At 75.4% G+C, this 23193-nt stretch carries 13 protein-coding genes; 3 read left to right on the forward strand and 10 right to left on the reverse strand.

Going from position 1 to position 23193, the window contains the following annotated elements; genetic code table 11:
- Positions 1-34 precede the first annotated feature (34 nt).
- Entirely contained in the window at positions 35-1195 is a 1161-nt protein-coding gene (locus U874_RS0108245) for a TIGR03364 family FAD-dependent oxidoreductase (protein WP_025134064.1), read from the reverse strand.
- Between the two features lie 165 nt (positions 1196-1360).
- On the opposite strand from U874_RS0108245, the gene U874_RS0108250 reads away from it, so the two are divergent.
- Together U874_RS0108250 and U874_RS0108255 are read left to right on the forward strand one after the other, a co-directional pair.
- Complete coding sequence (locus U874_RS0108250) at positions 1361-2206, forward strand: GntR family transcriptional regulator (protein WP_025134065.1); 846 nt, start codon at positions 1361-1363, stop codon at positions 2204-2206.
- A 31-nt stretch (positions 2207-2237) separates the two neighbouring features.
- Positions 2238-3002 carry an HAD family hydrolase gene (locus U874_RS0108255; RefSeq protein WP_025134066.1) on the forward strand — a complete coding sequence of 255 codons (765 nt, stop codon included), beginning with the start codon at positions 2238-2240 and terminating at the stop codon, positions 3000-3002.
- Positions 3003-3026: 24 nt separating this feature from the next.
- Here the strand turns inward: U874_RS0108255 and U874_RS0108260 are convergent, their stop codons facing one another.
- Positions 3027-3731 (reverse strand): endonuclease/exonuclease/phosphatase family protein, encoded by a 705-nt coding sequence (locus tag U874_RS0108260; RefSeq protein WP_025134067.1) that lies wholly within the window; start codon positions 3729-3731, stop codon positions 3027-3029.
- 91 nt (positions 3732-3822) lie between these two features.
- Entirely contained in the window at positions 3823-4731 is a 909-nt protein-coding gene (locus U874_RS0108265; RefSeq protein ID WP_025134068.1) for a LysR family transcriptional regulator, read from the reverse strand.
- 152 nt (positions 4732-4883) lie between these two features.
- Between U874_RS0108265 and U874_RS0108270 the strand changes: the two genes are divergently transcribed.
- Complete coding sequence (locus U874_RS0108270) at positions 4884-8456, forward strand: proline dehydrogenase family protein (protein WP_025134069.1); 3573 nt, start codon at positions 4884-4886, stop codon at positions 8454-8456.
- A gap of 213 nt (positions 8457-8669) precedes the next feature.
- Here the strand turns inward: U874_RS0108270 and U874_RS15895 are convergent, their stop codons facing one another.
- The 7 genes from U874_RS15895 to U874_RS0108305 form a co-directional block, all read right to left on the reverse strand.
- Positions 8670-10169, reverse strand: a complete 1500-nt coding sequence (locus U874_RS15895; protein ID WP_025134070.1) for a DUF5684 domain-containing protein — start codon at positions 10167-10169, stop codon at positions 8670-8672.
- A 136-nt stretch (positions 10170-10305) separates the two neighbouring features.
- On the reverse strand, positions 10306-10884 hold the full coding sequence (locus tag U874_RS0108280; protein WP_025134071.1) for a hypothetical protein: 579 nt from the start codon (positions 10882-10884) through the stop codon (positions 10306-10308).
- Positions 10881-13328: a transglutaminase domain-containing protein gene (locus tag U874_RS0108285; RefSeq protein WP_025134072.1), complete on the reverse strand. Its 2448-nt coding sequence runs from the start codon at positions 13326-13328 to the stop codon at positions 10881-10883. The genes U874_RS0108280 and U874_RS0108285 overlap by 4 nt, the downstream gene beginning before the upstream one ends.
- 104 nt (positions 13329-13432) lie before the next feature.
- Positions 13433-14695 (reverse strand): DUF58 domain-containing protein, encoded by a 1263-nt coding sequence (locus tag U874_RS0108290; RefSeq protein ID WP_025134073.1) that lies wholly within the window; start codon positions 14693-14695, stop codon positions 13433-13435.
- Positions 14692-15849, reverse strand: a complete 1158-nt coding sequence (locus U874_RS0108295) for a MoxR family ATPase (protein WP_025134074.1) — start codon at positions 15847-15849, stop codon at positions 14692-14694. The genes U874_RS0108290 and U874_RS0108295 overlap by 4 nt, the downstream gene beginning before the upstream one ends.
- Positions 15850-15910: 61 nt before the next feature.
- Positions 15911-21955: an Ig-like domain-containing protein gene (locus U874_RS15540; RefSeq protein WP_025134075.1), complete on the reverse strand. Its 6045-nt coding sequence runs from the start codon at positions 21953-21955 to the stop codon at positions 15911-15913.
- A 41-nt stretch (positions 21956-21996) separates the two neighbouring features.
- Positions 21997-23115 carry a serine/threonine-protein kinase gene (locus U874_RS0108305; protein ID WP_025134076.1) on the reverse strand — a complete coding sequence of 373 codons (1119 nt, stop codon included), beginning with the start codon at positions 23113-23115 and terminating at the stop codon, positions 21997-21999.
- Positions 23116-23193 lie beyond the last annotated feature (78 nt).

Genomic DNA, 23193 nt, shown 5'->3' on the forward strand with positions numbered 1-23193 from the left:
GATGCGGGAGCGCCGCGGGTCGGTGCGCAGCAGGTCAGTGCGTCGCGGGCTCGACGCCCTGCACGAGCGCGGCGATGGTGCGGGCGCCGAGGCCGAGGCCGACCGTCATACCGACGCCCGTGGTCAGGGTGACGATCGAGACGCCGGGCGCGGGGGCGGCCCGGCAGATGTCGCCGAGCTCGCTCGTCGCGTAGAGGCCCTGCCAGCGCTCGAGCACCTCGAGCTCCGGGGCTCCGAGCAGCGCGGCCACCTCGTCGAGCAGGATCCGGGACCAGCGCTCGTCGAGGAACGGGGGCGCCGCGTCATGGGCGGCATGCGTGTCACCCACGAGCAGCGTGCCGTCGGCCTGCTGCGTGAACATCACGTTCGCCGCGATCTCCGCGAACTCGGGGCGGGCCGCGAACAGCTCCGCGCGGAGGGCGTCGGCCGCGGGCCCGGCGAAGCGGCCGTAGCGCAGCATCGACGTGCCCGTGAGCACGGCCGGGCCGAGCCCCATGGCGTGGGGCGGGCGCACGCGGGCCATCTGGAGCGCGCACTCGCGCACGCCCGCGGCGGCCGCGACTTCCGGGAAGAGCCGGCCGAGGAGGTGCCCGGTCGCGACGATGATGTGATCGGCCTCGACAGTGCCGCGGTTCGTCTCGACGCGACCGGTATGGACAGCATGGACCGTCGTCGAGAAGCGCACCTCGCCCCGCTCGTGCGCACCGACCCAGGCGGCGATGCGGGCCACCGCGGTGCGCGGATCGGCAGTCACGTCGGCGGGGAACAGCAGGCCGGCCCGCACCGCCGCGGCGGCGCGGCTACCCGCTTCGAGAGCGAGCGCGGCGGCGGCCTCGGCGCCCGGCAGCAGCCGCGCCCCCTCGGGCGCACGCTCGGCGGCGACCTCCTCGAGCACAGCGGCCTCGGCCGCGGATCGCGCCACCGCAAGGGTTCCGGAGCGGCGGGCGGTGACGCCGGCACGCTCGGCGAGGCTCAGCCAGATCGGCAGGCTCGCGGCCGCGAGCTCGCCGAGCTCGCCGAACTGCACCGAGGCGCCCACGTGGCCGAAGTTGCGCACGCTTGCCGTCACGGCTGCGGCGTCCTGCTCCAGCACGGTGACGCGGAAGCCGGCGTCGAGCGCAGCGACGGCGTGGGCGAGGCCGATGATGCCCGCACCGACGATGGCGATGCGGGGGGCGGGGGTCTGCGATGTCATGCCTCGATCCTGAACCGCCGAAAGTAGTCAACACAACTTCCGGCGCCGGTGTTCGCCGAGCGTTCACCGTGATCGCGCCGTCACCCCGAGATCGTCACCGAGCGTTCATGCGGCGGTCACCCGCGAACCGCTCAGCTAGTCATGACAACTTGTAGGCTGGCCCGCATGACAACCTCCGCTCCCCTCCACGTGCAGCTGTACGAGGAGATGATCCGTCGCATCCGCACCGGCGCCTGGCAGCAGGGCGACAAGGTGCCGAGCGAGAAGTCGCTGATCGCGGAGTTCGGCACTTCGCGCGGCCCCGTGCGGCAGGCGCTCGCCGCGCTCCGCGCCGAGGGCATGATCGTGGGCGGCCGAGGGACGCCGCCGCGCGTGCAGCGCACGGCTCCCGTACAGTCGTTCGACACGTTCATGTCGTTCACCGAGTGGGCGCGCGATCTCGGCTACGTGCCCGGGCAGCGGGTCATCGAGGCGAGCCGCCGGCCCGCGACGGAGCGGATCGCGACCGAGCTGCGAATCGCGCCGGACGCCCCCATCGTGGAGATCATCCGCGTGCGCTCGCTCGACGGGAAGCCCGCCATGCTCGAGCGCTCGCTCTACCCCTATGAGATCGGCCGGCACCTGCTCTCGGCCGACCTCGACGGCGGCTCGATCTACCAGGCGCTCGCGGCCGCGGGCGTCGTGCCCGTTCGGGCCCGCCACGTGATCGACGCGATCGCGGCGCACCCGCTCGAGGTCGAGCAGCTCGGCGTCGCCCCCGGCTGCCCGCTGCTGCGCGTGCGCCGCGTCGCCACCAACGAATTCGGCGCGATCATCGAGACGGCGGACGACCGCTATCTCCCCTCGATGACGAACTTCGCCGTTGAGAACAGCGCCGAGCACCGGATCCCGCTCACGCGGCAGGCCGTCACTGCGGCGCCGCTCGGCGAGCCGGCTGCCCCCGTATCGGCGCCCGCGACGGCAGCGGCGCCCGCGGCAGCACCCGCGCCCGCAGCGGCGCCCGCGCAGTAGCTTTCCCCACCCCACGTTTCAGGAGTTCCGAATGATCACCCTCGCAGTATTCGACATGGCCGGCACGACGATCGACGACGGCGGCGAGGTCTACCGCGCGCTCGAAGCCGCCGTGACCGAGACCGGCGCGACCGTCGCCCCGGCGGACCTCCAGACCTGGATGGGCACCGAGAAGCGCGCGGCCATCACGGCGCTCATGGAGCTCGGCGGTGGCGACCCCACCGCGCCCGGCGTGGTGGATCGCGCCTTCGCCCGCTTCCAGGAGATCCTCGCCGAGCGCTACGCGGCGGCGCCGCCCACCGCGCTCGCCGGGGTGCCCGAGGCAATCGCCGAGCTGCGGGCCTCGGGGATCCGCGTGGCGCTCACCACCGGGTTCTCGCGCGACGTGGCGGCGTCGATCCTCAGCCGTCTCCGCTGGACGATCGCCCCGCAGGCCGAGGCCGTGAGCGCTCCGGCTGCGCCCGTGCTGCCGGCGGGCACCGCCGACGCCGTCGTCGTCGACGCGCTCGTGTGCGGCGACGAGGTGCTCGCAGGGCGTCCCGCGCCCTACATGATCCAGCGGGCGATGGAGCGCACGGGCACCCTCGACGTGCGCACCGTCATCGTTGCGGGCGACACGGCCGTCGACGTGCAGGCGGGTGCGCACTCGGGCGCCGCGCACTCGATCGGCGTGCTCACGGGCAAGCTCGAGCGCACCGACTTCCCCGCGGAGGCGACGGCGGTGCTCGCCGGGGTCGCGGAGATCCCCGCGTTCCTGGCCGCGGCCGGGCTGCGCTCCGCGGTCCGGCTCGGCTAGCGCGGGCTCACCCGGGCCCGATTCTCAGACGAGCGCGGATTCCAGCCCGCTGCGGAGCTCGGCGCGCAGCTCCGCCGCGACGAGGATCGGCAGGTGATCGGAGAGCCCCCGGCCGAGCGTCGACACGCTCGCGATGTCGAGGCCCGACGAGGTCGCGAAGTCGAAGTGCCCGCGGAACATCTTGTAGCGCGTGTAGGTGCGCTTGTCGCTCAGGCTGAGCTCGTAGCCGTGATCCCGCATCTCGGTGTCGAGCCGCCCCTTGAACACGGGGTAGTTGTAGTCCCCCACCATGAGTGCGGGCAGTCCCGGGCCGAGCGCGCGGAGTTCGCCGAGCGCGGCGTGGATCTGGTGGCGACGGAGCGAGTTCAGCGCCGTGAGCGGTGCCGCGTGGAACGAGGCGACCACGAGGTCGCGCTCCGTCTCGCGGTCGTGGAGGCGCGCGCCCAGCAGACGCTCGTGCGCGGGGGCGAGGAGCCGGTCGTGCAGCGACTTCTTCAGCTGGAAGGTGTGCGCGGAGCGCGTCTCGAAGCGGTCGCCGCGCACGTACATCGCGAGGCCGAGCCGGTTGCGCTCGGTCGCGTGGACGAGGCGCAGTTCGCCGAGCTCGGAGGGCAGCGCCACGGCCTCAGCCTCCTGCAGGCAGAGCACGTCGACCTCGTGGTCCTCGGCCAGCGCTGAAATCTCGCGGACCGCGCGGTTCTTCCGCAGGTTGTAGCTGATGACCTTCATACCGTGCCCTTCCCCGGTGGAGCACCGGGCCGTTCCGACAGCCCCACCCTACGCTCGGAAAGCTGAGTGTCTGCAGCGGATCTCGATCGGGCTAGGCGAAGCTCAGCTCCGCGGCGACGGCGGCGAGCGCCGCGCGCACCGCGGCGAGCGCCGGGTGGTCGCCGCTCGCCGCGCGGGCCGCCGTGAACACCGTGCGGTGCGGGCGGTCGGGCAGGTCGAGCAGGCGCACGGGGCTCCGCGCGCCGACGAGCCCGGGGAGCAGGGCGACGGCGTTCCCCGAGGCGATGAGCCGGAGGTGCGCCTGGAGGTCCGCGGTCTCGTAGCGCACGTCGGGTTCGAAGCCCGCGAGGCGGCAGGCCTGCTCCGCCCAGTGGCGGGTGGCCGCGCCGTGTGGCTCCATCACCCAGGGAAGCTCGGCGAGGTCGGCGAAACCGGCGACGCGGTCGAAGCGCGGATCCCCCGCTCCGAGGGGCGGGAGCCCCAGCCGGATGGGATCCCGGGTGAGCGGCTCCCGGTCGAGTCCCTGGAAGTGCGGCGCCGAGTGGCCGGGGTACTGCTCGGCGACGACGAGGTCGAAGCCGCGCGCCCAGGTCTCGTGGAGCGCGGCGCCCGGCTCGACCTGCACCACCTCGACGCGCAGGGCGGGGTGCCGCTCGCGGAGCGCACGGAGCGCTTCGGGCATCACGGCGAGCATCGCGGTCTGGAACGCCGCGACCCGCACGGTTCCGGAGACCTCGTCGCGTGCGCGGTGCAGCGCCGATTCGGCGCGTTCGAGGCCCGCGAGCAGCGTCTCCGCCTCTGCGGCGAGCGCGGCTCCCGCTGGCGTGAGCTCGAGGGTGCGCCCGCTCTTGCGGAGGAGATCGACCCCGGCCTCGCGCTCCAGCAGGGCCAGCTGCTGGGACACGGCGGAGGGGCTGTAGTTCAGTGCGGCGGCCACGGCGGCGATGGTGCCGCGGGCGTGGAGCTCCCACAGGAGGCGCAGGCGTTTCATGTCGAGCACGGCGTCGACTCCCTCCGGGCACAAAGCGACAGTTTTTCTTCATGATATTCCATCGAAACAATCGCTGTACTTCACGCTTGCCGGGATCCACACTGGCACTACGGGCGCTCGCCGCCGAGCTCCGCCCGATCGACCCCCACGAAAGGCCCGCTGTGACCGTGCACGCCCCCACTCGCCCCCAGGACCTCGCCGCCGAGGCCATCGCGCTCGTCGAGCGCTGGATCCGGGAGGCCGCGGAGATTCCCGCCGACCCCTCCGCCGCGCGGCTCGCCGGAGTGCTCCGCGACCCGAACGGCCTCGACTTCACGGTCGGCTTCGTCGACGGCGTCGTGCGCCCGGAGGATCTGCGCGCCGCGGCGAAGAAGCTCCAGGAGCTCACGCCCATCACCCCGAAGTTCCTGGCCGCGCCCCTCCGCGGTGCGATCGGACTCGGCGGCGCCTTCGCCGGTCCGCTCCCGGGCGTCGTCGTGCCCATCGCCCGCCGCGTGCTGCGGCAGATGGTGAGCCACCTCATCATCGACGCGAGCGATCAGAAGCTCGGCCGGGCGATCGCGAAGATCCGGCAGGACGACGTCCGCCTGAACATCAACCTGCTCGGCGAGGCCATCCTCGGCGAGCACGAGGCCGAGCGGCGCCTCGCGGGCACGCACCGCCTGCTCGACCGGCCCGACGTCGACTACGTCTCGATCAAGGTCTCCTCGACCGTGGCCCCGCACAACCACTGGGCGTTCGACGAGGCCGTCGGCCACATCGAGGAGCAGCTCGTGCCGCTCTTCACCCGCGCGGCCGCGGCGTCGCCGCAGAAGTTCATCAACCTCGACATGGAGGAGTACAAGGACCTCGACCTCACCCTCGCGGTGTTCACGAGCATCCTCGACCGCCCGGAGTTCCTCACGCTGGAGGCGGGCATCGTGCTCCAGGCCTACCTCCCGGACGCGCTCGGCGCCATGATCCGCCTCCAGCAGTGGTCGGCGGGCCGCGTCGCCCGCGGGGGCGCGCCCATCAAGGTGCGCATCGTGAAGGGCGCGAACCTCCCCATGGAGCTCGTCGACGCCGCGATCCACGGCTGGCCGGCCGCGACCTGGGATTCGAAGCAGGCCTCCGACACGAGTTACAAGGCCGTGATCGACTACGCGCTGCACCCGGATCGCGTGCGCAACGTGCGCATCGGCGTCGCGGGGCACAACCTCTTCGACGTGGCGCTCGCCTGGCTGCTCGCGAAGGCGCGCGGCGCCGAGTCCGGGATCGAGTTCGAGATGCTCCTCGGCATGGCGACGGGCCAGGCCGAGGCAGTGAAGCGCGAGGTCGGCTCGCTCCTGCTCTACACGCCGGTCGTGCACCCCGAGGAGTTCGACGTCGCGATCGCCTATCTGATCCGCCGTCTCGAGGAGGGCGCCAGCCAGGAGAACTTCATGTCCGCCGTCTTCGAGCTCGGCGAGAGCCGGCCGCTCTTCGAGCGCGAGCGGGACCGCTTCCTCGCTTCCCTCAACGCGCTCGACGCGATCACGGGCGACGGCACGGACGCGGGGCTGGCGGTGCCGCCGCCCAACCGGCGCCAGGACCGCCGGGACGCCGATCCAGCGGGTGTCGAAGCGCGCGTGGAGGCGCGCGTCGAGGCCGGGCGGCGGGGCGAGTTCGCCAACGTGCCGGACACCGATCCGGATCTCCCGGGCAACCGGGTCTGGGGGCTCGGGATCGCGGATCGCATGCCGGAGTCGCGTCTCGGCACCGAAGCCGTCGCCGCGGCCGTCGTCCCCGATGCCGCGGCGCTCGACGCGCGGATCGAGCAGGGCATCGCCGCAGCGGCGTCCTGGCAGGCGCTCAGCGCCGACGAGCGCGCGCGCATCCTGTTCCGCGCGGGCGAGCGGCTCGAGGCCCGGCGCGCGGAGCTGCTCGAGGTGATGGGCTCGGAGTGCGGCAAGACCCTCGACCAGGGCGACCCCGAGGTCTCCGAGGCGATCGACTTCGCGAACTACTACGCCATGCTCGGCCAGCTGCTCGAGCAGGTCGACGGCGCCGTGTACCGCCCCGTCGCGCTCACCGCTGTGATCCCGCCGTGGAACTTCCCCGTCGCCATCCCCGCAGGCGGCGTCCTCGCTGCCCTCGCCGCGGGATCCGCCGTCATCATCAAGCCGGCGAGCAGCGCCGCCCGCTCGGGCGCCGTCATGGTCGAGGCGCTGTGGGAGGCGGGTGTGCCGCGCGAGGTGCTGCAGCTCGTGCAGTTCGCGGATCGTGAGCTCGGCTCCCGCCTCGTCGCGGATCCCCGCGTCGACCGGCTCATTCTCACGGGCGCCTACGAGACCGCGGTGCGCTTCCGCGAGCTCCGCCCGGATCTGCCGATCCTCGCCGAGACGAGCGGCAAGAACGCCATCATCGTGACGCCGAACGCGGATCTCGATCTCGCCGCGCGCGACGTCGCCCAGTCGGCCTTCGGGCACGCCGGGCAGAAGTGCTCGGCCGCCTCCCTCGTGATCCTGGTCGGCTCGGTCGCCACGTCCGAGCGCTTCCGCGGCCAGCTGCTCGACGCCGTGCGCTCGCTCCGCGTGGGCACGCCGGAGCACCTCGGCACGCAGATGGGGCCGATCATCGCCCCGCCCGAGGGCAAGCTGCTCCGCGGGCTCACGACGCTCGGCGAGGGCGAGCGGTGGCTCATCGAGCCGCGGCCGCTCACGAGCCCGAGCCCCCTCGCGACCGACGCGACGGGCGCCGCGAAGCTTTGGAGCCCGGGGGTGCGCGACGGGGTGCGCCGCGGCTCCGAGTACCACCTGACCGAGTACTTCGGCCCGATCCTCGGCATCATGACCGCGGCGACGCTCGACGAGGCGATCGATCTCGTGAACGACATCGACTACGGCCTCACGAGCGGGCTGCACTCACTCGACCGCGACGAGCTCGCCACCTGGCTCGCCCGCGTCGAGGCGGGGAACCTCTACGTCAACCGCGGGATCACGGGCGCGATCGTGCGCCGGCAGTCGTTCGGCGGCTGGAAGAAATCGGCGATCGGCGCGGGCACGAAGGCCGGCGGCCCGAACTACCTGCACGGTCTCGGCTCGTGGGAGGACGCACCGGTCGAGGTATCGAGCCGCGCGCCCCGCCCCACGGCGGCCCCGCTCCTCGCGGCGGCCGAGCGCTCGGGCCTCGCGGCCGAACCGCTCGCCTGGCTGCGCGCGGCGCTCGGCAGCGACGCCGCGGCCTGGGCCGAGGAGTTCGGGATCGCGCGCGACGCGTCCCAGCTCGGTGTCGAGCGCAACCTGCTGCGCTACCACCCGATCAGCGCGACGATCCGGATCGCCGAGGACGCACCCCTCCACGAGGCGATCCGCGCGATCGCGGCAGGACTCGCCGTCGACGCTGCCCCGGCGGCACTCCCCGTCGTGAGCTCGGCGGCGGAGCTGCCCGCGCCGGTCGCGACGGCGCTCGTGCAGGCCGGCGTGCGCGTGCACCGCGAGGACGGGGCGGCGTGGGCCGCGCGCCTCAGCCGGATGGCCCAGCAGGAAGGGCCCGCGGCGGGCGGGCGCGTGCGACTCGTGGCGGGCGCCTCTCGCGCCGCTGAGGCGGCTGAGATCACCCGGGCCACGGCGGGATCCCCCGACATCGCGGTCTACGCGGGACCCGTGGTCTCGGCGGGGCGCGTGGAGCTGCTGCCGCACCTCCGCGAGCAGGCCGTCTCGATCACCGCGCACCGCTTCGGTACGCCGAGCCACCTCTCCGACGGGCTGATCTAGGGGGCTCGCGCCCGACTCTTCTCTCTGTCCCCCTCTCCCCCTCCCTCTCCTGGCCCGCCCCGGCCCGTCCCTCTCCCCTCCCCTTCCCAAATCGCATCGACTTTGATCCGGTATTCGTCCCGGATAGTGGATCAAAGTCGATGCGATCTTGGCGTTGGGGTGGGGGCTGGCGGAGGGGGTGGCGGAGTCAGGGGCCCGGCCGGGCCGGGGGGGCTAGAGGCGGCGGAGGCGCACCTCGAGGGTGCCGAACACCATGTGCTCGGTCGCGGGGAACGCAAGGCCGGGCGGCAGCTGGGCGCGCTGCCCGTTGCTCGACACCAGCGTGAGGCCGTTCGTGGAGTTCAGATCCTCGACCGTCCACTCCCCGTCCGCGAGGCGGAGCCGCACGTGCGACTTCGAGACGGTTCGGGTCGGATCGGCAAGCAGCAGCGTGTCCGCGCCCTCGCTGCTCGTGGGCTTCCGCCCCGCGATCACGTGCGCACCCGGCAGTTCGAGCACGTCGCCGTCTGGGAGAACGAGACCCCAGCGCTCGGCAGCGGGTTCGGCGGCGGGCGCAGCGGGCGCAGCAGGCGCAGCAGGCGCAGCAGGCGCAGCAGGCGCGGCGGGCGCGGCGGGAGCAGCCACCTCGGGCCCGGCGGGAGCAGCCGCGGCGGGCGCAGCAGGCGCGGCGGGCGCCTCAGGCTCCGCGGGAGCCGCAAGCTCCTCGGGTTCCGCTGCGGGGACCGGCGCAGGAACCGCCGGGGCCGCAGGTGCCGCAGGGGCCGCAGGGGCCGGCCAGGCGAACGGCTCGGGGGCCGCGCGCACGCCGAGCGGCGTGGCGGGGCGCTCCCCGAGCTCCTCCGCCGCGAGGCGCTCGAAGTTGCCGATCGTGGTGCTGCTGAAACCCCAGTCGTTCATCGCGTGCGGATCCTGCACCGCGTGCGCACGATCCGCCGCGGGCCCCGCACCCGCCGAGTGCGGTGCGACGGGCGCCACGGGCGCGGGCCGCAGGGGCTCGACCCGCTCGGTGTCCTGCTCGGCGGCCATCTCGGCGAAGGCACGCTCGGACACGGGCGGGAGCCCCTGCCATGCAGCGGGTTCGAGAGCGGGCTCGACGGGCGGTTCGGGAGTGCCACCGGCGCCCATCGCGGGCGCGGCGGAAGCACCGGGCGCGGCGGGAGTACCGGGCACAGCAGGAGCGCCGGGAAGGGGCGCGGCCGACGGAGCGACCGGCGCGGCACCAGGCGCCACCGGCGTCGCTGCGGGCGCGACGGGCGCTGCCGCGGGGGCGCTGGGGCCCGCGGGGGCGAGCGGCGGGAAGGCCGGGCCGCCGTCAGTCACGCGAGCCCCCGCGTACGCGCCGTCGCCGATGTGGCTCGCGAGGAGCATCGCCCAGATCGGAGGGAGGAACGCGCCGAGCACGGTGTAGGCCGCGCCCTTCCCGAACTCGCGGTTCAGCCGGTGGATGGCGATGATGCTCACGACCACCACGACGAGCACGAGTCCCGGCACGAAGCCGAGCAGCACGAGCCAGCCGGGGAGACCCGCTCGGCCGATCAGACGCCACTGGTTCCAGACCGGGATCCAGCCGTCGCGGGCGGGGAGCCCGAGGTAGGGGAAGAGCTTCGACAGCGCCCACAGGTACCAGATGAAGAGCACGAGCGCGACGAGTCCCCAGATGCTGAGAATCGCGACGAGGACCGTGGCTCCGCCGCTCCCGAGGTCAAGACTCATCGCTTCGTCACCGTTCCGTTCGTTCGAGGGCTGGGTACGGGCTCCGCCGCACCGCGAGTGTCCGCTGTACACCATTCTAGGCGGCGCCCACATCCCTCAGGGGAGTCACCGCCCGCGGAGTGCGGCCGCTCAGGGCTCAGCCGAGCAGCGCGGCGCAGATCGCCCAGATTCCCGCTGCCGCCCCCACGAGTACGAGCGGACCGCCCACGAGCACGAGCGTGCGGAACCGCGCGTTCTGCCGGGCAATCGAGGGCAGTGCCGCGCGGCGCGCGGCGGCCTCCGCCACGGGATCGGACTCGGGGCCGGACGCACCTCGGGGCCCCGACCCGCCGCGACTCGCGGCTGCGGCCGGGGCGGGATCAGCCGGGTCCGCGTCGAGCGGGGTGGGCCGGGCGCCGTACACGACGGGGAGCTCGGGGCGGGTGCCCGCGCGGGCGGGCGAGGGCTCGCCCCCGGGGGCCTCCGGCAGCCGCCGCGCGGGATCGAGCTCGGGTTTGAACATGAGCGCCGCGAGATCGCGGGCCGAGCGCTCGTCGGTCGGCTCGGGAACTGGCGGAGCGGGAGTACCGGTCGTCGCACCGGTCGTCGTCCCTGCGATCGCGCCGGGAGCGCCCGGCTCCGGGGCGCGTGCTCCGGCGCCGTCCTGCCCGCGCCCGCGGGAGCCGCCTTCTGCGCGATCACCCGCGCGATCACCCGCGCGATCCTGCTCGCTCATCGTGCTCCTCCGCTCTTCCGGACCCCGCCCGCGCCGCCACGAATGCCGCCGCCGCCACGGACGCCGCCGCGCCGAGCGATCCCGAACGAGGCGAGCGACCACCGCGCGCGCAGCCGCGCGCCCCGCGTCCCCGCCCCCGCGAGCCGTTCCCGGGCCCGGTCCACCTCGGCCCAGAGCGCGTCGGCCTCGGCGTCGGTGAGGCCGTCGCGGGAGAACACGGCGCGATCGACCTGCGCCGCGAACGCCGCCCCGCCGGGGATCGATGCCCCGAGCATGGCCCGGGTGGCCGGCGCCCCGGGGCCCGGTGCTCCGGGGCCCGTCGCCGCGGGAGGCAGCGCCCCCGCGTCAGTGTGCAGGGCGACGAGTTCCTCCCAGGCGCCGAGTGCGCGGAGCTCCGGACTCGCTGCCCGGCGCCGGCTGCGCGCCCGGAGCGCCTTCACCGCGGGGACGAAGAGCAGCACGAGCGCGAGCAGCGCGAGCGCCGCGATCCCCAGCCCGATGGCCCGCAGCACGGGACCGATCGCCAGGGTCGACGCGGGCTCCGGTCCCGGCTCGGCGCTGCTGTCGCCCGCGCCGGCGCCGAGCTCGGGGTCGCTCTCGTGCGCGTCGCGCTCCTCGGGCACCGTGGGGTGCTCGGGCAGTCGCTCGCCCTCGGTGATCGCCGCGGGCGGCGTGGCCACCTGCGGGGTGACATCGAGCGGCGCCCACACGCCGTCGGCGCCCCGGGCCTCGACCCACGCGCCGATGTTCCGGCCGGCGCAGACCTCCGCGCACGCGGGCACGCCGGGCACCTCACCATCGCTCTCGGGGTCGAGCCGCACACCGAGCACGACGCGCGCGTCGTAGCCGAACGCCTCGGCCAGCCGCGCGGCCGCCACGGCGAACTGCTCGTCGTCGCCGATGCCCGCGACGAGCTCGGCGGCCGCCGCGTCGGACCCGGCGGCGGTCTCCCGATCGGCGAGCTGCGCGAAGAGCTCCTCGATCCGGGCGTTCGAGTGGCCGCCCGCGCTCGCCACGAAGCGCGTGCCGTGCGCCTCGGCAAGCTCATCGAGCCACGCCCGCTCGCCCGGCTCGGCGCTCAGCGCGTGGCTCAGGTAGCCGCGATCGCGGAGCCGCTCGATCGCTTCCGCGAGACCCGCCCCGGTCGCCGGCAGACGCTGCATGCGCACCCAGCGATCGAGCTGCGGGAAGGCGGTTCGGTCGATCTGCGGGGTCGCGTGGGCTGGCGCGGGATCGAGCTCGGCATCCGCTCCGCCCCCGGCCTCGGCCTCGAAGCCGTCACCCGCCCGGAGGCCCGCAGCGGTCGGCACGGCGATGCCGGCTCCGGTCTCCCGGTCGAGGTAGAACCCGTCGCGCAGTTCGGCGGCGCGCGGCCCGGTGAAGCGCGGCGGCCCCGTGAGCGCTGCGGGCAGCGGCACCCAGATCCCCGGCGCCGCGGAGCGAAGCTCGACGGCGACGCGGCTCGGATCCTGCGCCGCGGTGCCGCTCGGGAAGCGCGTGAACGTGCCGGGCTCCGCGGTGACCGCGAAGTCGACGCCGTTCTCGTCGTCGAGCACGGCGAGGCGGAGGCGCTCGGGCAGCGCGGCACCGTCGAGCGGCGATACGGCGAAGATCGGGGCGTCGAGAGCGGCGTCGCGCTTCCAGACCCGGTACCCCGAGAGGGGGCTGCTCTGCGCGCGGACGATCAGCACGGGATCGACCCGGTCGCGGGGCAGCGTCCGCGGCGCGGTCGCCGCGGCGGGGGCGAGCACCGCGCCCGCCGCGAGCGCGACGACGAGGAGCCCGGCGCCGAGCCCGCCGCGCAGCGCGCGCCGGAGCGAGACGGGGGCGGCGCCACCCAGCCGGAGGGCCGCGCGCCGGGCCCGGCCCGAGCTCCAGCCGATCCAGGCGGCCACGATCACAGCGGTGGCGCACCAGAGCGCGAGCTCGCGCGGAGCGGCGATCTCGACCGCGCCGAGCACGATCGCTTCGCTCGGCGTCGCGGGCCCGAGCACGGTGCCGAAGAGGAGCGGCGCGAGGAGCGGGAGCGCCGCGCACGCGTGGGCACGGGCACCGCCCGCGGCAAGGCGCACCGCGATCGCGGCTGCCACCATGACGGTGACAAGGAGCGGCACGAGCACCGTCTGGTAGGTGCCGAGCGGAAGCACCAGGGTGAGGATCTGCTTCCACCCGAGCGCCACGGCGGCGAGCCCGTCGCCGAGCGCGCTGAGGAGCGACCGGGGGCTGCCCCCGAGCGCGGACGGCACGGCGACGGGGACCACGAGGGCCGCAAAGAGGAGGCCGAGGGCGAGCACGGTGCCGGCGCCCCAGCGCCACCGCACCCCCGCCCGCACCGCGAGGAATGCGGCGACGGCGCCCGCGGCGGCGACCACCGCGATCCAGGGGTCCGCGTAGATGGGCCAGGCCGAGCAGATCGCGAGGAGCGCGACGGCGAGCGCGAGCACCGCGCCGCCGCCGGCTCCCCCCGCGCGCGGGGGATGCGGCGCACCCGACTCCCCCGGAACGCCAGAGCCGAGCGACGCCGCTCTCGCTGCCCCTCCCGCCGCCGTCATGCGCGCTCCCGCCGCATGAGCAGCTGCGGTGCGTCCTGCAGGGCGCCGACCGTGAGCAAGGCGCCGCGGTCTCTCCGGTGCACCGCGGGATCGGCGAGCCGCTCACAGCGGACCGTGAGCACCGCGACGTCGCCCGCGAAGGGCATCGCCGCGCGGGCGAGCCGCTGGGGGTCGGGTCGCGAGCCCGTCACGAGGACCACGAGGGACAGCTCGCGCCCGGACTCCGCGAGGCCGCGGGCGAGCTGCTCGATCCGTACCCCCGACTCAGCGGCGCGGAGTTCCGACCAGGCATCGAGGAGCTGCGGGATCGTGCCGCTCGGGAGCTCGCTGAGGCCGGCGACCGCGGCCCGCGGGCGGCCGGCCGCCCACTGGCTCCCGATGAGGCGCTCGCGTCCCTCGCGCACCGCGTGCAGGGCGAAGGAGGCGGCCACGCTCACCCCGAGTTCGAATTCCTCGGCGCTCGCGTACTCGTCGGCGCGACCGTCGAAGAGCACCGCGATGCGCGCGGTCTGCGACTCCTCGTACTGGCGCACCATGAGCGTTCCCGTCTTCGCGGTCGAGCGCCAGTGGATGTGCCGGCGCGCATCGCCCGCGGCGTACTCGCGCACGGCGTGGAAGGAGAGATCGGCGTCGCTCAGCCGGCGGCTCGCGCTGCCCTCCAGATCTCGCACGAGCCCCGCGCTGCTCGGCGGCAGCGGGGTGGTCACGGGGTGCACGTGGATGCGGGTGCGGTCGGGCCAGCTGAGCTCGCGCCGCAGTAGCCCGAGCGGATCGCGCCGCGTGAGGGCGAGCGGGCCGACCTCGATCACTCCGCGCTCCGGCGTCGGCACGGCGAGCGGCAGCGCGACCGCGCCCCCGGGGGCGAGGAGCGGAACCGGGAGCTCGCGGAGAGCGGGGCCGACGGGGAGCTCGGCCGTCGCGGGGAGCGCGGGGGTGCGGCTCGCGTTGGCCACCTCGACGCTCAGCTCCACCGAGCCGCCCGCGACGACCCGCGAGCGCGGCGCCTGCAGCTCGACCCGGTAGGCCCGGCCCCCGAGGAGGAACGGCAGCGCGACGAGCAGCAGCACGGCAGCGGCGATCGCGAGCGTCCACGCCTCGACCCAGCCGAGCGCCAGCCCGAGCGCCGCGGCGGCCGCGCCGCCGAGCAGCACGAAGCGACCGGCGGGCGTGGTCGCCCGCGCGGCACGCACGGCGGCCGCGCGCACGGCGGTCGCCGCGCGGGCGGGCGCGCTCGGAGCGGGGTCGGTGGGAAGGGTCACGCGGTGCCGTTCTCCTGCGGGACGGGGACGTCGAGGAGCACCTGGCCGACCACCTGCTCTGCGGTCACGCCGTCGAACTCCGCCTCGGGCTCGAGCACGAGACGGTGGGCGAGAACGGGCAGCGCGAGGTCGCGCACGTCGTCGGGGGTGACGTAGTTGCGCCCGGCCGCGGCGGCCCAGGCGGTCGCGAGGCGCACGAGCGCGAGGGCGCCGCGCACACTCGCCCCGAGGCGCACCTCGCGGGCGCGGCGGGTGGCCTCGACGAGCTGCACCGCGTAGTCGGCGACGAGCGGGCTCACGTGCACCCGGTCGACGAGCGCCTGCGCCTGCGCCACCATCGCCGTCGTCACGACGGGCTCAAGCGGGGCCTGCGCGCCCCGGTGCTGCTGCAGGATCCGCAGCATCGCCGCCGCGTCCGGGTACCCGATCGACGTCTTGATCATAAAGCGGTCGAGCTGCGCCTCGGGCAGCCGGTAGGTGCCGGCCTGCTCGACGGGGTTCTGCGTCGCGATCACGAGGAACGGGGAGCCCACATCGTGGGAGACGCCGTCGATCGTCACGCGCGATTCCTCCATCACCTCGAGCAGCGCGGACTGCGTCTTCGGGCTCGCGCGGTTGATCTCGTCCGCGAGCACGACGTTCGCGAAGATCGGGCCAGCGTGGAACTCGAAGACGCCCGCGCGCTGGTCGAACACGGAGATGCCCGTCACGTCGCCCGGGAGGAGGTCGGGGGTGAACTGGATCCGCGAGGACGTGCCCTGGATCGCTGCGGCGAGCGCCCGCGCGAGGGCGGTCTTCCCGGTGCCCGGCACGTCTTCGAGGAGCACGTGCCCGCCCGCGAATGCGCTCGCGAGCACGAGCTCGATGACGCGGCGCTTGCCCTGGATCACTCCGCCGAGCGCGTCGGCGCAGGCGTGGAACACCTGCTGCACCCAGCGGGCCTGCTCCGGACGGAGCGCGTCGGCGCCGGCCGGAACGGTCGCCGCGCCGGGAGCCGGGAGCGCCCCGGTTCCCGCGGGTGCAGCCGTCGCTCCCGGTGCTCCGGGCGCCGCGGAGGCTGCAGGCGCCGCGGCGGCTGCAGGCGTCGCCGGAACGAGCGTCGGATCGTCGTCGGCGACGGGGCCGGGCTGCGGGTCCTGGGGCGAAGCGTTCATGAGTCCTCGATGGGTCGGAGCGGGCGGATGGGGGTGAGCGGGCGGAGCTGTGGGGGCGGGATCACGGGCTGCACACCGGCACCTGGAGCGTTGCCGGGGCGAGTCCGCCGAAGTCCCCGCTCCAGCTCACCGTGAGCGGCACGGTTCCCCCGTCAGGCGCGCCGAGCGCGAAGCCCGCGCTCCCGGCGGCGGCGCCCGAAACGGTCACCGCGCGCGCTCCGGCCCCGGGATCGCCGAGCGCTGCGGGGTCGACGCAGCTGCCGTTCGCGGTGACGAGCACGGGGCGCGGGGCACCGCTCCACGCGACGGGCACCGCGGCCGAGCACTGCTCGCCGAGGCACTGCTGCACGGTGATGGGGGTCCCGTCGTTCGGGTCGGCGGGCAGCTCTGCCGTGCCGCCGGGCTGGTAGCGGAGGGTGGCCCCACTCAGCTGCCCCTCCACGGCGGGCGCACCGAGGAGCTCGTAGCTCGCCCGGCCGGCGTCGCCGCTCGGCGCGGTCGCGACCGCGTAGCTCACGCGGGGAGCGGGGATGGCCCCGCCGATCTGGATCTCGTCGGACACCGCCGAGCTCACGCCGTACTCGCTGCGCGCGCAGGCCGCTCCGCGGAACCAGGCGCCGCGCGTCAGGCCGCTGAACTCCGCGCTCGCGGATCCCCCGCTCACGCAGTCGGGCGCGGATCCGCGCGGGGCGACGGCGTAGCTCAGTGTGACGGCCTCGCCGGCGTGCGCGCCCGCGCCGAGCGCGGTCACGGTCGCGCTCGTCGACCCCTCGGCGCTCGCGAGGCTCGCACCGCTCAGCGGCGGCGCTCCGATCACGCGGGCGTCCGTGCGGGCGGAGGCGCCGGTCGCCGAGCCGCCGGGAACGGGTGGCAGCTCGTGCGCCGTCACCGGCGTCACCGTCACCGTCGCACCGCCGACGGGAAGGCCGCGCAGGTCGACGGAGCCGCGGGAGCCGGAGATCACGCCGGCGTCCGCGCCGCCGACGCTCACCCGGAGTTCGCGAGTGTCGGCGGAGCCCGCCGCGGTGACGCGCAGCCCGCCGCGCGCCTGGTCCGTGTTCGCCGCGTCGGGCAGCGAGACGGCGCTGATGGTCGGCTGCTCGGGGGCGCGGTACGCCCACGCCGTGATCGCACTCGACGGGCTCGACTCGCCGACCGCGTTGCGCGCGCGGGCCGTGAAGCTGTGCCGCTCACCGCTCGTGAGCCCCGTGACCTCGCAGTCGAACGCGGCGGCACCCGCGGGAGCGCAGCGGGGCGCCCCGGCGCCCTGCACCTCGACGCCCGTCACCTCGGGGTGGGCCTGCCGTCCCCCGAGGACCACGCGGAACGAGGCGCTCGTCGCGGTGAAGCCGGTCTGGGTGATGCTCGCGGGTGCGTCCGGGAGGCCCTGCGCATCGAGGGCGATCGTGCCGGAGCCGATCCTGCCCTGCGCGTCGCGCACCGTGAAGCCGACCGAGCAGGTACCGCCGGGGCCGCCCGAGCCCGGCCAGCTCACCGTCGCGCGGCGCTCTCCGGCGACCGCGAAACGGGCGAGCGTGCATGCGCCGCCGTCGATCGCGGTCACCGTGAGGCCGCCGCCGGGCTTCCCGGCGAAGGGATCGTATTCGCCGCCGACGCCGACGAGATCCGCCGCGCAGGCCTCGCCGACCGTGCAGCGCAGCGCGACCGTCGCGCCGCGCGGGAGGTCCCGGGGGCTCTCGCCCACCTGCAGTGTGAGCGGCGCGCGGCTCTCCCCCGCGCCGGTCGCGGTGACCGTGACCGTCTCCTGGGCACCGGCGCGGGCATCGGCGCGGGCGGTGACGCGCACGCGCGCGCCGTCCGCGGCGACCTCGAAGGTCTCGCCCCCGCCCGCGACGGCGAAGCGGAGCTCGGGGCGCGCACCCGTCGCGCCCTGCCAGTCGACCATGTCGGCGAGCTCGATCGTCGCGGTCGCGCCCGGGGCGACGGTCCGGGCGAGGGGGCGCAGCTCCGCCGTCGGCTCGCTCGGCACGACGCGCACCGGCACGGGCAGGGTGGTCCAGCGCTCCTGGCCCTCGAGCCGCACCTCGATGCGGCACGTGTCCGCCCAGGGGCCGCCGCGGCCGGCGTCGTAGCGGATCGTGCGCGCACCGTCCGCGGCGCAGCTTGCCCCGGAGCGGCCGGTCGCGAAGGTCCCCTGCCGCAGCTCGACGCGGTCCTCGCGCCCGGCGCTCACGAGATCGCCGAGCTCCGCCGTGACGCGGCCGCCCTCGTCGACCACGAGCGGGCTGAGATCGGCGCGGAGCGTGAGCCGGAGCTCGTCGAGCGGGGGGATCACGAGGAAGCCGTAGCTCGACACGTCGGTTCCGTTCGCGTCGGTTCCGCTCACGCGGAACACGACGAGCCCGCCGTCCGGGTCGTAGTCGCCGCTGATCCGGGATCCGGACACACGGTACTCGCCGCGCTGCCCGTCCCAGAGGGAGAGCGTGAGCGCTGCGGGGTCCCCGCCGGGCCAGCGCACCTTGCCCGAGAGCACGTCGACGCCACCGCCGCTGAATTCCGCCCGGTCCTGTGCGCTGAGCACGGTGTCGCGGACGGCCGGGGCCTGCGCCCCGACGCGCTCCGAGGTCTGCACCACGATGAGCCCCTCAGCCGTGCTCGAGCTGAGCTTCGAGCGCACGGTGTAGCGGTAGGAGACGGTGCCGAGCTCCTCGCCCGCGCTGATCCCGATCCGGCCGCGGCGCAGCTCCGAGTCATCGATCGCCGCCGCGAGTGCACGGTACTCGGCGCTCTCAGGGGCCGCCGTCGTGTTCGGCACGACGGATTCGAGCACGAGCTCGCCGCCCGCGGGGTCCACGTCGTTGTCGAGCGGCTGGATCACGGTGGATCCGCCAGGCACGAGGCGCACCTGATCCGTCATCGCGGTGGGCGGGCCGCCCGCCTCGCCCGTCACGACGACGTGGAGCGTCCCCGCTCCGACCCCGCCACGGCCATCGCTCACCTCGTAGCTGACGCGGCTCGTGCCGGGCTCGGCCGCCGCCGACGCACGGACCTCGAACCCCGTGCCGCTCGGGTCGAGCGTGACGGCGATGCGCGGGTCCGCGCCGGGGTCGACGCTGCGGAGGCGCACGCGGTCGCCGTCCGGATCGACGCCCGTGAGCGGCACCCGCACGGTCGTGGACCCGCCGGGGGCGACACGCGCCGTCACCGCACCGGGCTGGGGATCCCGGTTCGGTCCGGCAGCCACGACCGTGATGACCGCCTCGCCGGAGTCGCTGAGCTCGGGGGCGCTCGCCGCGTAGGCGGTGTAGCCGACCCGGTAGGTGCCCGGCTCGCGCGGGGCGACGTAGCGGAGCGTGCCGCCCGCGGCGAACGCGAGCTCCCCCGGAGCCCCGGAGGAGGTGACTTCCGGATCGAGCAGGAGGCGTTCGCCGGGCGGTGCGACGTCGTTGTCGAGCACCCGGATGTCGACCGTCGAGCCCGCGCGCACCGTCGCGGCGTCGCCCACGGCGATCACCCCCGAACCGCTCGTCTCGGGCACCTGGAACACCGTGAGCCTGCCTCGCGCGGTCGCCGAGCCGTCGGAGACCGCGATCTCGGCGGCGCCGATGCGGCCGGGAGCCCCGTCGGCCGTGCTGCCCGCGACGCGGACGCGGGAGTGCTCGACGACCTCGGCGCGCAGATCCCCGTCGACGACCGCCGCGCTGCGCACGGCGAGCGCCTGCGCCGCGGCGCCCGGGATCGCGTCGAGCACCTCGACCGTCGAGTCCGCGAGCGGGCGCACGTACGCGCGGAGCGGCGGGAGAACGAGTTCGGGCCCGCCCGCGACGGCAGTGACCCGCAGCGTGCCAGTCGTCTCGAGGCCGGTCACCGCGTCGCGCACCGTGACCGCGAAGTTCGAGACGCCCGGCTCGGTCGCGGTGACCTCGATCGTGCCGGCGACGGGGTGCGGTACGGCGACGGCGGAGCCGCCGAGCGGGGCGGCGTCGACGAGGGTGAACGCACCGGATCCCCCGGCGACCCGGTCGAGCGGGCGCAGCGTCGCAGCTGCGTCGACCCCGATCGTCGCAGCCGTCCCCGTCACGACGGGGGCGGCGTCGGCCCGCACCGGGAGCACGAGCTCCCGCTCCGCCTCGGCGCCGCGGCTGTCGCGCACCGTCACGCGCAGCGCGATGTCGGCGGGGCCGGCGTTCGCGTCCGTGTGCCGCACCGCAAGGCTGCCGTCGGCGGTGACGATGGCGCGCACCGGGTCCTCCGCGCGCACCGGCGCGACACCCGCGAGGGTCATCACGTCGCCCTCCGGATCGACCCAGCCCTCGAGCAGCGGCGCGACGAGCGTGCCGCCCGGCACGATCGCGGGGACGCCCCACTCGCGCTGGCACCCCTCGACCGGGCACCAGGCGGGCGGCTCGTTCTCAGCGTCGTCGGCGATGCGGATCGTGACGGTCGCGGCGGCGGACTCGAGCGCACCATCGGTGATGCGGTAGGTGAACGAGGCGCTGCCGTGCGCGCCGGGCGCGGGCTGCAGCACGAGCGATTGGCGATCCGGCAGCAGTTCGACCGTGCCGAAGGATTCGGGCAGCGGCGCATCGGCGAGCGACTGCGGCACGATCGTGAGGACGTCGCGCACGTTCGCGTCGAAGTCGTTGAGCAGGACGGGGAGCGGCGTGGGCGCTCCCGGGCGGGCGCCGAACGAGATGTCGACGGCCGTGGGCGGCACCTGCTCGGTGACCTCCTCGACCGCGACGGCGCCGCGCTGCTCCTGCGGCGGATCGGCGAGGCTCCACTGCGAGAGCGGGATCAGCGCGCCGTCCGGCAGCGTCCAAAGCATGCCCGTGCGCGGTTCGCTGAGCACCGCGCGGGAACCGTTGCTCTGGATCACCGGCGCGAGATCGCTGGCCTCGCCCACGGCGTCGTCGAACTGGAGGGGCAGCATCTCGCCGCTCCCGCTGCGCCAGAGCGCACCCGAGCCCTGGCCGAGCCAGGCGGCATAGCGCTCACCCGCGACCTGGGCGGGGCGCACCGGGGTGCCCTCGGTGCTCGCGATCCGCTCGGGCTCCCCTCCCGGAGCGACCGCGAGGAGCCCACCCTGGTCCGCGATGAGCGCCGCATCGCGCGCAACCGCGCCTGCGGCGGATCCGGTTCCCGCGACCGCGCGGTCGGTGCTGCTCGACTGCAGGAGCGGCGCCCCCTCGGCCTCGATCGTCACGGGCGCGGCGCCGGCACGGAGGAGCCTGCCGTCGGCGGCATCGAGCAGCACCCAGTCTGCGCCAACGAGCGCGAGCTGCGGCGCGGCGGCCGCCTCGCCGGGGAGCTCCGCCGCGGCGCCGCGTTCCGTTCCGCGGACGACGTCGAAGCGGCGCACGGTGTGCGTGCCCGCCGAGTACACGGCGAGCGTGCCGTCCTCGGCGAGCGCGATGGCCGCCGCGTCGAGCGCGCGGGCGCCGTCGTTGCCCCCGTCGGCGGATCCGGCGCCCTCGGGATCGCTCGCGTCAGATGCGCCGGATTCGTCCGATCCGTCCGCCGCGTCCGTTCCGTCCGCCCCGGGAGCATCCGCTCCCACGGGAGCGAGCGCGGCAATGCGCCGTTCGAGCTCCTCGGTGTCGGGCACCGCTCCGAGCGCCTCGCCCGTCAGCTCCCCCGCGAGTACGGCCCCACGCTCGGTGCGGACGGCGATGAAGCGCCCGGCCGTGACCACTTCGCGCGCACCCTCGGGCATGCGGACTCCGCTGCTCGCGTCTCCGCCGGCCCCCGCGCCCGTGTCCACGGCGGCTTCCGCGTCGCCCGCCGCGCCCCCGTCCGCATCCGCAGCGGCGTCCTGCGCTCCGGTGCCGCGCTCACGACCCCCGAGGTCGCGCGGCGACGCGGGATCCACCGCCCAGGCCTCGCCCGTGCCGTTCGTGAGCACGACCGCGCTCGCACCGGCCTGCACCACGCCGCTCGGCTCGACCGCCGAGCGCACCGTGTCGAGCTCGCCCGTGTCCGTATTCACCCGGCCGTACTGTCCCGTGTCGCGCGCGACCCACACGCCCGGCTCCACGCGCGGCACGTCGCGCGCGTCGTAGCCGCCCGAAACGATCGCCACGGTCGCGATGAGCGCCGTCGCGACGCCGGCGGCGCCCCACGCCCACCAGCGCCGACGCGACACGCGATGCCCCTGCCGCGTCTGCCACCCCCGCCTCGCGGCGGTCACCCGCCGCCGCCCAGCCAGGCCCAGAGCCCGCCGGCCACCACCGCGACGGCTGCGAGGGCTACGCCCGCGCCGATGAGGGCGGCTCGCCGCGTGGAGTGCACGCGCTCCACGACGACGCCGTCGGAATCGGCGTCGCGCAGCTCGGCCCGCGTGCGGCGGCTCGGCACCGCGCTCACCACGGGCCCGCGCACGCCGACGGGAATGGCACCTGTCTCGGGGGTCCAGGCCTGCGCGACCACCTCGAGCGGCGTCACGTCGTAGCCGTAGCCGCGCTGCACCTCCTGCAGCGCGGCGCCGAACTCGGCCATCGTGGGGAAGCGCTCGGCCGGGTTCCGCCGCATCGCGCGCGCGAGCACGGCGTCGAACGGCTCGTAGCCCTGCGCGCCCGGAATGGGGCGCACCCGCGCCCGGCTGATGCGCTCGATGAGCAGCGTGCGGGTGTTGCGCTCCCGTACGTCGTCCTCGAACGGGGAGATGCCCGCCGCGAACGAGAACAGCGTTGCGCCGAGCGCCCAGACCTCGCTCGCCACGCTGCCCCGGGTCTCGAGCCCCACGACCTCAGGCGCGGACCACGGCACGGACATCGCGACCTCGTCTGCGGGGACGGGCCCCGTGGGTACTCCCTCGCCGAGGGCCGCGTGGCCGCCCGCGATCCCGAAGTCCGAGAGGGCGGGCTTCCCGAGCGAGGTGAGGAGCACGTTCGCCGGTTTGATGTCGCGGTGCAGCACACCGGCGCGGTGCGCCGTCTCCAGCGCGCCCGCGAGCCGCACGCCCGCGTCGAGCACCTCGTGGAGCTGTGCCGGGCGCCGCTTCGTGAGTGCGCCGAGCGAGGCCGGGCAGAACTCCATCACGAGGAACGGCTGCCCCGCGAGCGAGACGCCCGCCTGGAAGATCGACACGATGGACGGGTGGCTGCTGAGCGCGGCCATGGCATCCGCCTCGCGCTCGAACGAGGCGCGCTGCGCCGGCGCGGCGTCGAGCACCTTCACGGCGACCTCGCGCCGCGGGAAGTCCTGCTCGTAGAGGTAGACCTGGGCGAAGCCGCCCGAACCGAGCGGACGCACGTAGCTGAACCCCGGGATCACCGGTCGGGTGGGCGTGCGCTCACCGGCCACGGCTATCCCCGGGCCCCGGAGAGGGGGTGCTGCGCCGGGGTGCTCGTCATGCCCTCAATGATAGAAGATCCGAGCGGA

Source organism: Leucobacter sp. PH1c (assembly GCF_000633415.1).
Taxonomy (GTDB): Bacteria; Actinomycetota; Actinomycetes; order Actinomycetales; family Microbacteriaceae; genus Leucobacter.